The following is an 11,548-nucleotide window of genomic DNA, read 5'->3' on the forward strand; positions in this document are numbered from 1 at the left end:
CCACGAAAGCGAACCGTGCCGTGGCCGAAACGCGGTAGCGGGGCGAGGGAAGGCAGGTACGACTCATCGCATCCTGAGGAGGACCAGATGAGCACGCAGGCTGCTTCCACCCGGCCGATGAACCGGCCCATGAACGACCCGCAGAATCCCGCCTCGATGCGGGACATGCAGACCCAGCAGATGCCGTCGATGCGGGACGGTCACCGAGACCCGATGCCGTCGCCGGGCACGGAGACAAAGCAGGCGTTCCTGACGACGGAATTCTGGGTCTACGCCGCTGCGGTCGCGCTCCTGGTGATCTCCGCGTTCTGGCGGGGCAGCGCCACCAACGGCCTGAACATCAACAACCCGAACCAGGCGTGGCTGTTCCTGACCATCCTGACCGGTGGTTACCTGGTCAGCCGTGGTCTGTCGAAGGCCGGCTCGGCCCGCCGGTCCGGCAAGGAGCGAAGCAGGCACTGACGCGTCGCGTCGAAACAGTGGCCTCCGGGAGACTTTCCCGGAGGCCACTGTCATCTCGTTTCTGGTGACTACTCGTCGCCGCCGAAGTCGCCGAAGTCGCCCTCGAACGCGTCCTCGATCATCTCGCCGGCGATCATGCCGCCGGCGACACCGAGGGCCGCGCCGGCCACCATGCCGCCCATGCCCATGCCGCCCCGGCCATGACCGTGGCCGTGGCTCGGGCCGTACTGCGAGCGGAGGCTGCCGTAGCGGGACGTGGTCTCGCGCAGCCAACCGTCGACGACCTGCGCCCAGTCGACGCGGTCGACGTCGGCGTGCGACACCTGGTAACGGCCGAACGCGTCGTGCCCGGCGCTGAGGAACCCGCCGCGCTTGTCGCACTCCAGGATGACCTCGACGCCGTACTGGCTGGTCACGAAGGTCAGCTCGACCTCACGGATGGTGTTCGCGTACTGCGGGGAAGCGAAGAACTCGATCTCCTGGTAGAACGGCAGCGTCTGCTGCACCCCGCGGATGTGACCGCGCTCCAGGTCGGCGCTCTTGAACCGGAAACCGAGGCGCTGGAACGCCTCCAGGATCCGCTCGTGCACCGGCAGCGGGTGCACCGCCACGTGGTCCAGGTCGCCCTTGTCGACGGCGCGGGCGATGGCCAACTCGGTCCGCAGACCCATCGTCATGCCGTGCAGGCGCTGCCCGTACACGTCGGTGATCGGGGTCTCCCACGGGATCGGCAGCTGGAACGGGATCGACAGCTGCTGCTTCGGGGCGAGCTGGAGCGGGCCGCTGACCACCATCCGGTGGAACTCCATCGTGCCCGCGTACTCGGTGTCGTGTCCTTCGACCTCGACCCGCGTGACCAGGCCGATCACCACCTGCTCGATGGCTGCCTCGGCATCGCCACCGACGAGGTTGACCTGCCCGTCGAGGGTCAGGCCGGGCCGGGTGTTGGGGTTGGTCAGCACGGTGTCCACGCTGGGACCGCCCACGCCGAACGCGCTCAACATCTTCTTGAAGACCATCGGAACTCCTGTGCGACAGCCGACCGATCCAGGATGGAGTCGGACGTTCACTCACCGCGCACCCTATCCAGAACCCCTGTGAGATGGCTGTGAAGCGCGCGGGGCGGGCCTCGCGCGTCGGCGCGCGCGCGGGGCGGGCCTCGCGCGTCGGCGCGCGGGCGCGAGATCGGCCGCGCGCACCAGATCGGCGATGTGGCGGTGTCCGTCGCGCGGGATACCGCCACATCGGCGAAGTGGAGTGGATCAACGCCGAGCGGGGCTCAGGCCGCGGTCGCACCGCTCACCGAAGAGCGCGACCTCCAGGTCGGGTCGACGCCGGTGCACGGCCTCCCTCAGCAACCACGCCGACTCGTCGCGCTGGGCGCGCATTTCGCCGTGATCAACTCGGAATCCCGGAAATCGCGGCGTCCGAGCGACCAGGACACCCCGATTTCCAGGAAGCCGAGTCGATCAGGAGCTTGGTGCGGCCGTCTACTGTCGTGGCGGTGAAGACGGGGGGACGGGCACGTGCAGCCGCGCTCGCTGCGGCGGTCGTGCTGCTGGGGGTGGTCGGCTGCGACGCGGCAGCAGTGGACGAGACGCGTGAATGCCAGGAGCAACGACACGCCGATGAGGCGAAGGTCCTTGTCGGCCGCTGGGAGTGGGCGGAGGAGCTTCCGCTCATCGGCGACTATGCGGAGATCCACTGGCAGGGGCGCGCGTTGGGCGATCCGTGCTCACGGCTGCCGGGCCCGACGGACTGGGAGTACCAGGGCGTCATCGTCCTACGTCCCGAGGACGCGCGCACGATGGCCGAACAGTTCGACTTCGTGCCGTTCGCATCCATCGACCCGGCTGAGCTGACCCACTCGCACACGCCTGCGGACGTGCGACCGGACCTCGTGGCGTTCCTCCCGGCCAACCCCCAGTGGCTGCACAGTCAGACCTACAACGAGACACAGCCGTCGCCGCGTAGGCGGGTGGCGTTCCTCGATCTGGAGCACCACACGCTGCTGTTCATGCTGAACGACACCTGATCGACCCTCGCCGCGTCCTCACGCGGGACCGCCGGCGGCTGCGCGCCAGATCGCCGATGTGGCGGTATCCCGCCCGACGGATACCGCCACATCGGCGAAGTGGAGTCGATCAACCGTGCGCGCCTCAGGCTGCGCCGAGCCGATCACGGTCCGGCCGCGGGCGTCTAGTCGACCTCCACGACGACCAGCTCGCCGACCTGTTCGCCGATCGTGGTGCGGGCCTCGACCGGCAGCCCGGCGTCGGTGATCAGGACGTCGGCGGCCTCCAACGGGGCGATGGTGGCGATGCCGATGGTCTCCCACTTGGTGTGGTCGGCCAGCACCACGAACCGGCGGGCGGCGCCGATCAGGCACCGGTTGACGCCGGCCTCCAGCAGGTTCGGGGTGGTGAAGCCGGTACGCGGGCCGAGCCCGTGCACGCCGAGGAAGAGCAGGTCGACGTTGAGTGCGCTGATCGCCGCCTCGGCGACCGGCCCGGTCAACGCGTCCGACGGGGTACGGATGCCGCCGGTCAACACGACTGTCTGGTCGGCGCGCGGGTTCTGGTAGAGCGCGTCGGCCACCGGGATCGAGTTGGTCACCACGGTCAGTCCGCGTACGTCGGAGAGCAGCGTGGCCAGCGCGGCGGTGGTGGTGCCGGCGGAGAGCGCGATGGCCATCCCCGGCTCGACCATCCGCGCGGCCCGCTCGGCGATGGCCCGTTTCTCCGCCTGCTGCCGGATCGACTTCGCCGCGAAGCCGGGCTCCTCGGCGGAACCCGGCCCGGCGAGTGTCGCGCCGCCGTGCACCTTGTCCACCAGGCCGCGCTCGGCCAACACCTCGAGGTCGCGCCGGATGGTCATGTCGGACACACCGAACCGGCTGACGAGCTGACTCACCCGCACACCACCGCGTTGGCGGATCAGGTCGAGGATGGCGGTCTGCCGTTGCTGGGCGAGCAACTCAGGGAACCTCCTTCACAGCGGAGGCCCGGTCCTCTCGGACGACCGCCACCTCACCGGCGGGCACCGTCAGCTCATCGGCGCACCGCGCACCGGTCAACAACTCGACGCCGCTCGCCGGGAGGCGTACCTCCGTGTCGGTGTGGTTGAGAACGAACAGCCAGGTGCGGTCGCCGTCGCGTCGGCGTACCACCTCCACACCTGTCGGCACCGGCGCGGCCGGTCGGACGCCGGCCTCGTCGACGAGCCGGGCGACCAGCCGGTCGGTTGCCGCTTCGTCCAGCCGGGTGCCGACGTACCAGGCGGCACCGTCACCGACCCGGTGCCGGGTCAGCGCCGGCACACCCGGCAAGGGCCCGTCGGTGTACGACGCCAGCACCTCGGCGCCGTCGGCGTGCAGCCATTCGGTCCACACGTCGACGGTGCTCCCGTCGTCCAGTCGGACCTGCTCGCCCTCGCGCAGCGGGAAGAACTCCTCGGTGCGTACGCCGAGCAGCTCCCGGAACGCGCCGGGGTAGCCGCCCAGCCGGATGTGGTCGTCGGCGTCCACGATGCCGCTGAAGTAGGTGACGGCCGCGATGCCGCCGCCCTCGACGTAGCGGTGCAGCGCCTCGACGTCGGCGTCCCGGACGAGGTAGAGGGTCGGTACCAGGACCAGCCGATAGCCGCTGAGGTCGGCCGACGGGTGCACGATGTCGGCGGTCACGCCGGCCCGCCACAGCGCGCCGTACAGAGCGTTGAGCCGGTCGGCGTAGGTCACGTCGACGCTGGGGTGCGAATCCAACTCGACCCCCCACCATGCCTCCCAGTCGAACAGGATGGCAACGTCGGCGTCCACCCGACTGCCGCGTACCTCGGCGAGGGCCTTGAGGTCCGCGCCCAGCCGACAGACCTCGCGGAACACCTTGGTGTCCGGACCGGCGTGCGGCACCAGCGCGGAGTGGAACTTCTCGGCCCCGGCCCGGGAAGCACGCCACTGGAAGAACAGCACGCCGTCGGCGCCCCGGGCGACGTGGGCCAGGCTGTTGCGGCGGAGCTGGCCGGGCAGCTTGGCCACGTTGCGCGGTTGCCAGTTGACCGCGCTGGTGGAGTGCTCCATGAGCAACCACGGCTCACCACCGGCGACGCCCCGGGTGTGGTCGGCGGCGAGCGCCAGCCCGAGGTGCCCCTGCGGGTCGGCCGCGTTCAGGTAGTGGTCGTTGGACACGAGATCCACGTCGTCGGCCCAGGAGTGGTAGTCCATGTTCTTGGCCAGGCCGATCATGAAGTTGGTGGTCACCGGCTGCTGGACCAGCGTCGTCAGCACCTCGCGTTCGGCGCGCAGCTGGGCGCGCTGCTCATCCGAGGAGAAGCGCAGGAAATCCAACTGCTGCGTGGGGTTGGCGAAGGTCGGGGCGGTGCGCGGAGGGTTGATCTCGGCCCAGTCGCCGTAGCGCTGGCTCCAGAAGGCGGTGCCCCAGGCGTCGTTGAGCCGGTCCAGGTCGCCGTAGCGGTCCCGCAGCCAACCGCGGAACGCCTCGGCGCTGACGTCGCAGTAGCAGTGCACGTTGTGGCAGCCCAGCTCGTTGGAGACGTGCCACATCACCACGGCGGGGTGCTCGGCGTACCGGCCGGCGACCGCCCGTACCAACTCCAGCGAACGCTCCCGGAACACCGGGGAGCTGGGGCAGTACGCCTGTCGGCCACCCGGCCAGAGGATCGCTCCGTCGGCCCGTCGCGGCAGCGTCTCCGGGTGGGCGCGGGCCAGCCAGGGCGGCGGGCTGGCGGTGGCGGTGGCCAGATCGACCTGGATGCCGCCGTCGTGCAGCAGGTCCAGAACCCGATCCAACCGACCGAACTCGAACCGGCCGGGCGTTGGTTCCAGCAGCGCCCAGGAGAAGATGCCGACGGAGACCAGGTTGACCCCGGCCCGGCGCATCAACTCGACGTCTTCCGACCAGGTCTGCTCGGGCCACTGCTCGGGGTTGTAGTCGCCGCCGAAAGAGATGCCGTCGCCGTGCCATCGCCGCATGACAGCTGAGGGTGCACCGGGTGGAGCGCGCAAGTCAACAGGTTCCAACATCGACTTTGTTTTCAACGTTTACCCGGTAACAGCCATGTCACGACTGGGTTATCGAAAGCGAACGCGCCTCTTGACAGTGGCCTGCGGACGGGTAGCTTGATGCCCCAATGGCCGTTCGTGTTCGCCAATGTGGATTCTCGGTGGATCCCGATGAGTGATCACGACGACGGATTCGCCTTCACCACCCCCTGATGGCTCTTGGACTAGCACCTCTTCATCCGCAGGAGGCACAGATGTCCCGTCCCCAATCCCAGGCCGAGTACCTGGCTCGGCTCGTACCGCCCTCGGTTGCCGGCATCAACCGACGTTCGCTGCTGGCCGGCGCGGCCGGCACGGGAGCGCTGCTCGGCACCGGTCTGCTCGCCGGCTGCGGCGACGACTCCGGCTCCGGCGGGTCGTCCAAGGAGGTGTCGCTCGGCTCGAACCAGTCCGACCCGAAGCCCAAGGACGTCCTGGTCAAGGTCACCGACGGGTTCAAGACCGCGTCCGGGGTCCAGGTTGGAATCAACACGGTCGACCACAACACGTTCCAGGAGAACATCAACAACTACCTACAGGGCAAGCCGGACGACGTGTTCACCTGGTTCGCCGGCTACCGGATGCGCTTCTTCGCCCAGAAGGGCCTGGCCGGCGACATCAGCGACGTGTGGAGCAAGCTCTCCGGCTTCTCCGACGCGTTCAAGAAGGCGTCCACCGGTGACGACGGAAAGCAGTACTTCGTCCCGGCGACGTACTACCCGTGGGCGGTCTTCTACCGCAAGTCGGTCTGGCAGCAGTACGGCTACCAGGTGCCGAAGACCATCACCGACTTCACCGACCTCGGCGCGCAGATGAAGAAGGACGGGCTGATCCCGATCGCCTTCGCCGACAAGGACGGCTGGCCGGCGATGGGCACCTTCGACATCCTCAACCTGCGGATCAACGGCTACCAGTTCCACGTCGACCTGATGGCCGGCAAGGAGGCCTGGACCTCCGACAAGGTCAAGAAGGTCTTCGACACCTGGGCCGGTCTGCTCCCGCTGCACCAGCCGGACAGCCTCGGACGCACCTGGCAGGAAGCCGCCCAGTCATTGCAGCAGAAGAAGAGCGGGATGTACCTGCTCGGTCTCTTCGTCGGCCAGCAGTTCAGCAACGACGAGCAGGACGACCTCGACTTCTTCACCTTCCCGGAGATCGACCCGTCGATCGGTGCCAAGGCGCTGGACGCCCCGATCGACGGCTACATGATGGCCCGCAAGCCGAAGAACGAGGACAACGCCCGCAAGCTGCTGGAGTACTTCGGCGGCAAGGAGTCCGCGGACATCACGCTGAAGAACGACCCGGCCGTCCTGGTCGCCAACAGCGGCGCCAACGTCGGCGGCTACACCGCGCTGCAGAAGAAGGCAGCCGAGCTGGTCGGGTCGGCCACCGAGATCGCCCAGTTCCTCGACCGGGACACCCGACCGGACTTCGCCTCCACGGTGATCATCCCGGCGATCCAGCAGTTCATCAAGGACCCGAAGGACATCAGCGGGCTCACCTCGTCCATCGAGAACCAGAAAAAGTCGATCTTCACTGACTGACGGCGGAAGGGGGAGGACATCGTGTCCGACCTGCCCCTGATCCAAGCGGATCGCGCCGTGCCGCGGCCGGCGACGACCACCCCCACAGGTGGTCGCCGTCGGCGGCTACGGCTCCTGTCCCGCACCGACCGCGTGGTCATCACGCTGATGGTGCTCGTGCCGCTGCTGCTCGTCACCGGCTTCGTCTGGCTGCCGGCGGCGGCCACCGTGCTGCTCTCCGGCACCGACTGGGACGGCATCGGCCCACTCAACGAGATCGAGTTCGTCGGCGCGCGCAACTACGACGACGTGGTGAACATCTACCCGCCGTTCGTGCCGGCGGTCCAGCACAACCTGCTCTGGTTGGCGGCGCTGTTCGTGGTCGCCACGCCCTTCGGCATGTTCCTGGCCGTCCTGCTCGACAAGGAGCTGCGTGGCAGCCGCTTCTACCAGACCGCGCTCTACCTGCCGGTGGTGCTCTCGCTGGCACTGATCGGTTTCGTCTGGCAACTGCTGTACTCCCGCGACCAGGGCCTGATCAACGCGGTGTTCAACAGCAACGTCGACTGGTACGGCGACTCGAACGTCAACATCTGGGCGGTCCTGGTCGCCTCCGGCTGGCGGCACGTCGGGTACATCATGCTGCTCTACCTGGCCGGGCTGAAGGGTGTCGACCCGTCGCTGCGGGAGGCCGCGGCGGTCGACGGCGCCTCCGAGGCCCGCACGTTCTTCCGGGTGGTCTTCCCGGTGCTCCGGCCGATCAACATCATCGTGCTGGTGGTGACCGTGATCGAGTCGCTGCGTGCGTTCGACCTGGTCTGGGTGGTCAACAAGGGGCGCAACGGATTGGAGCTGCTCTCCGCGCTGGTCACCCAGAACGTGGTGGGTGAGGCCAGCCGGATCGGGTTCGGCTCGGCACTGGCGACGATCATGCTGGTCGTCTCGCTGGTCTTCATCACCATCTACCTGGCGACCGTGATGAGGGAGAACCGGGAATGAGCGTCGACACTCCGGCCCGGCGCCGCAAGCTCACCCCGCCACGGCTACTGCTGCACGGTTTCCTCATCGCCGTCTCGCTGGCCTGGCTCTTCCCGATCGCCTGGGCGGTCCTGACCTCGCTGCGCTCGTACGACTACACCGCCGCCAACGGTTACGTGTCGTTCGGCGGCTGGACGGTCGACAACTACGTCACCGCCTGGCGGACGGCGGAGTTCGGCCAGCACTTCCTCAACTCGCTGTACATCACCCTCCCGGCGGTGCTGCTGACCCTCTTCCTCGCGTCCTGTGTGGCGTTCGTGATCGCCCGGTTCAGTTGGAAGCTCAACATCGTCCTGCTCGGGGTGTTCACGGCGGCCAACCTGCTGCCCCAACAGGCGTTGCTCATCCCGCTGTTCCGGTTGTTCACCGAGGTGCCGCTGCCGGAGTTCATGAGTGACTCGGAGTTGCTCTACGACAGTTACTGGGGCCTGATCCTGATCAACGTCGCATTCCAGTGCGGGTTCTGCGTCTTCGTGCTCAGCAACTACATGAAGGCGCTCCCCCGGGACCTGTACGAGGCGGCGATGGTCGACGGGGCGAGCATCTGGCGGCAGTACTGGCAGGTGACCATGCCGCTGTGCCGACCGGCGCTGGCCGCGCTGGCGACCCTTGAGGTGACCTGGATCTACAACGAGTTCTTCTGGGCCACCGTCCTGATGCGTACCGGCGACAAGTTCCCGGTGACCAGCTCGCTGAACAACCTGCGAGGCGAGTTCTTCACCGACAACAACCTGGTCTCGGCGGGCAGCGTCCTCGTCGCGATCCCCACGCTCGTGATCTTCTTCATGCTCCAGCGGCACTTCGTTCGGGGCCTGACCTTGGGAGCCTCAAAGGGATGACGATCCTGCACGTGCGCCGCGCGCGGACCAGCCTGGTGCTCGACGCGCGCGGCCCGGGGCTGCCCCGGGTCGTGCACTGGGGCGGCGACGTCGGCGACCTCGACGACGACGGCCTGCGCCAGCTCACCGACGCGACGGTACCGCCGGTGGTGCCGAGTAGCTTCGACGAACCGCCCGTGCTGTCGCTGCTGCCGGAGGCGAGCGCCGGCTGGAGCGGTCGCCCAGGGCTGGCCGGGCACCGCGACGGACGGGACTGGTCCACCGCGTTCCGTCGCGACGGGTTGGACGTCGACCAGGCCGCCGACGGCGCGGCTCGGGTGACGGTGCGGGCGACGGACCCGGAGGCCGGGCTGGCGTTGACCATCGAGGTCACGCTCGACCCGTACGGTCTGCTGACCGTTCGGCACCGGTTGCGCAACGACGGCGACAGCGCGTACGAGCTGCGGGAGCTGACCCCGGTGTTACCGGTGCCGGCGGTCGCCACCGAACTGCTCGACCTGACCGGCCGGTGGTGCCGGGAACGGTCCCCGCAGCGGCACCCGTGGCAGCACGGCGCCTGGGTCCGCGAGGGACGGCACGGGCGCACCGGGCACGACGCCACGCTGCTGCTGGTGGCCGGCACCGCCGGGTTCGGCTTCGGCCACGGGGAGGTGTGGGCGGTGCACACGGCGTGGAGCGGCGACCACGTCACCGTCGCCGAGCGCCGGCCCACCGGCGAGTCGACACTCGGGGGCGGCGAGCTGCTGGCCCCCGGTGAGATCCGGCTCGGCCCCGGCGAGTCGTACGAGACCCCCCTGCTCTACGCGGTCTGGTCCGACACCGGGCTGGACGGGCTCAGCGACGTACTCCACACGCACCTGCGGGCCCGACCCGGGCACCCGCGCTCCCCCCGGCCGGTGACCCTCAACGTCTGGGAGGCGGTCTACTTCGACCACGACCTGGACCGGCTACGGGCCCTCGCCGACCGGGCCGCGCACATCGGCGTGGAACGGTTCGTGCTCGACGACGGGTGGTTCCGCGGTCGGCGCGACGACACCGCGGGCCTCGGCGACTGGTACGTCGACGAGGATGTCTGGCCCGACGGGCTGCAACCGCTGATCGACCACGTGACCGGCCGGGGCCTGCAGTTCGGTCTCTGGGTGGAGCCGGAGATGGTCAACCCCGACTCGGACCTGTTCCGCGCGCACCCGGACTGGCTGTTGGCGGTGCCCGGGCGGCTGCCCCCGGCCTGGCGCAACCAGCAGGTGCTCGACCTGGGCCGCCCCGAGGCGTACACCCATGTGCTGGACCGTCTCGACGCCCTGCTCACCGAACACCCCGGCATCAGGTACCTGAAGTGGGACCAGAACCGGGACCTCACCGAGGCCGGGCACCACGGCCGGCCCGGCGTGCACGCGCAGACCCTGGCCGTCTACCGGCTCCTCGACGACCTACGCAGCCGTCATCCCGACGTGGAGATCGAGAGCTGCTCGTCCGGCGGGGCCCGGGTGGACCTGGCCATCCTGGCCCGCACCGACCGGGTCTGGGCCAGCGACTGCAACGACGCCCTGGAACGGCTCAGCATCCAGCGCTGGACCGGGCTGCTGCTCCCGCCGGAACTCGTCGGCACGCACATCGGCCCGCAGCGCTCACACACCACCAACCGCGTACACGACCTCGGGTTCCGGGCGGCCACCGCGCTCTTCGGCCACCATGGCATCGAGTGGGACATCGCCTCGATCAGCACCGCCGAGCAGACCGAATTGGCCGCCTGGGTGGCGCTGCACAAGCGGCTGCGTCCGCTGCTGCACGGCGGCCGGGCGGTCCGGGTCGACCACCCGGACCCGGCCGTCTGGGCGCACGGCGTGGTCGACGGCGACAAGACCCAGGGGGTGTACGCGGTCTCGCGGCTGGCCACCTCCGCCACGCAGTCTCCGGGCTCGGTCCGACTGCCGGGTCTGGACCCGGAGCGCCGTTACCGGGTACGGCCGGTGTCGGACGTGCCGTTGCCCGCGTCCATCGACCGGTCGGCGCCGACCTGGTTGGCGGACGGTGTCGTCCTGACCGGTGCCGCGTTGGCCCGGGTGGGTTTGCAGATGCCCGCCCTGCACCCGGAGCAGAGCCTGGTCCTGGAGGTTGTCGCGGCCGGTTAGAAATTCTTTGGTCGGGGTGTCGAGAACGGTGGCGTCTGCTTCTACCTCAGGGTGAGAGCACCGAGGATGGTGCGCAGGCGTGAGGAGCGAGACGATGAAGTACATGCTGCTGATGCAGTTCAGCGCCGCCGGGACCGACTTCCCGAGCATCGACACCTGGACCCCGGCGGAGGTCCAGGCGCACATCGCGTTCATGGGCGAGGTCAACGAGAAGCTCACCGCCGCCGGGGAGTGGGTCGACGGGCAGGGCCTCGGCGGTCCGCAGCAGGCTCGGATCGTCCGCGCTGGTGAGGGTGGTGCGCCGGTCGTCACCGAGGGGCCGTTCGCCGAGACGAAGGAGTTCCTCGCCGGGTTCTGGATCGTCGACTGCGACACCCCACAGCGGGCGGTGGAGCTGGCCGCGCACATCTCGACCGCTCCCGGCCCGGGTGGCCGTCCGCTGAACATGCCGATCGAGGTGCACCCGGTGATGTCCGCGCCACCACAGGAGCTGTGAGC

10 protein-coding genes are annotated in these 11,548 nt (G+C 69.1%); 7 read left to right on the top strand and 3 right to left on the bottom strand.

The window, feature by feature from the left end:
- Window positions 1–87 precede the first annotated feature (87 nt).
- Window positions 88–462 (top strand): hypothetical protein, encoded by a 375-nt coding sequence (locus O7617_RS03770; protein WP_282261530.1) that lies wholly within the window; start codon window positions 88–90, stop codon window positions 460–462.
- A 68-nt stretch (window positions 463–530) separates the two neighbouring features.
- On the opposite strand, the gene O7617_RS03775 is transcribed toward O7617_RS03770, so the two are convergent.
- Window positions 531–1,481, bottom strand: coding sequence for a sporulation protein (locus tag O7617_RS03775; protein ID WP_282261531.1), 951 nt, complete (start codon window positions 1,479–1,481; stop codon window positions 531–533).
- A 485-nt stretch (window positions 1,482–1,966) separates the two neighbouring features.
- Here O7617_RS03775 and O7617_RS03780 point away from each other — a divergent pair, with 485 nt between their 5' ends.
- Complete coding sequence (locus O7617_RS03780; protein WP_282261533.1) at window positions 1,967–2,497, top strand: hypothetical protein; 531 nt, start codon at window positions 1,967–1,969, stop codon at window positions 2,495–2,497.
- A 164-nt stretch (window positions 2,498–2,661) separates the two neighbouring features.
- On the opposite strand, the gene O7617_RS03785 is transcribed toward O7617_RS03780, so the two are convergent.
- Together O7617_RS03785 and O7617_RS03790 are read right to left on the bottom strand one after the other, a co-directional pair.
- Window positions 2,662–3,438 (bottom strand): DeoR/GlpR family DNA-binding transcription regulator, encoded by a 777-nt coding sequence (locus O7617_RS03785; RefSeq protein WP_282261534.1) that lies wholly within the window; start codon window positions 3,436–3,438, stop codon window positions 2,662–2,664.
- Window position 3,439: 1 nt separating this feature from the next.
- The gene (locus tag O7617_RS03790; RefSeq protein WP_282261535.1) at window positions 3,440–5,449 is read right to left on the bottom strand and encodes a beta-galactosidase; all 2,010 of its coding nucleotides are present in this window, start codon (window positions 5,447–5,449) and stop codon (window positions 3,440–3,442) included.
- A 284-nt stretch (window positions 5,450–5,733) separates the two neighbouring features.
- Here O7617_RS03790 and O7617_RS03795 point away from each other — a divergent pair, with 284 nt between their 5' ends.
- The 5 genes from O7617_RS03795 (at window position 5,734) to O7617_RS03815 (ending at window position 11,546) form a co-directional block, all read left to right on the top strand.
- Entirely contained in the window at window positions 5,734–7,062 is a 1,329-nt protein-coding gene (locus O7617_RS03795) for an ABC transporter substrate-binding protein (RefSeq protein ID WP_282261536.1), read from the top strand.
- 21 nt (window positions 7,063–7,083) lie between these two features.
- Entirely contained in the window at window positions 7,084–8,040 is a 957-nt protein-coding gene (locus O7617_RS03800; RefSeq protein WP_282261537.1) for a sugar ABC transporter permease, read from the top strand.
- Window positions 8,037–8,918: a carbohydrate ABC transporter permease gene (locus O7617_RS03805; protein ID WP_282261538.1), complete on the top strand. Its 882-nt coding sequence runs from the start codon at window positions 8,037–8,039 to the stop codon at window positions 8,916–8,918. The genes O7617_RS03800 and O7617_RS03805 overlap by 4 nt, the downstream gene beginning before the upstream one ends.
- The gene (locus O7617_RS03810) at window positions 8,915–11,050 is read left to right on the top strand and encodes an alpha-galactosidase (protein ID WP_282261539.1); all 2,136 of its coding nucleotides are present in this window, start codon (window positions 8,915–8,917) and stop codon (window positions 11,048–11,050) included. The genes O7617_RS03805 and O7617_RS03810 overlap by 4 nt, the downstream gene beginning before the upstream one ends.
- A gap of 94 nt (window positions 11,051–11,144) precedes the next feature.
- The gene (locus O7617_RS03815; protein WP_282261540.1) at window positions 11,145–11,546 is read left to right on the top strand and encodes a YciI family protein; all 402 of its coding nucleotides are present in this window, start codon (window positions 11,145–11,147) and stop codon (window positions 11,544–11,546) included.
- The last annotated feature ends 2 nt before the right edge of the window (window positions 11,547–11,548 follow it).

Origin of the sequence: Micromonospora sp. WMMD1155 (assembly GCF_029581275.1) — a bacterium.
In the GTDB taxonomy this organism is placed as follows: Bacteria; Actinomycetota; Actinomycetes; order Mycobacteriales; family Micromonosporaceae; genus Micromonospora.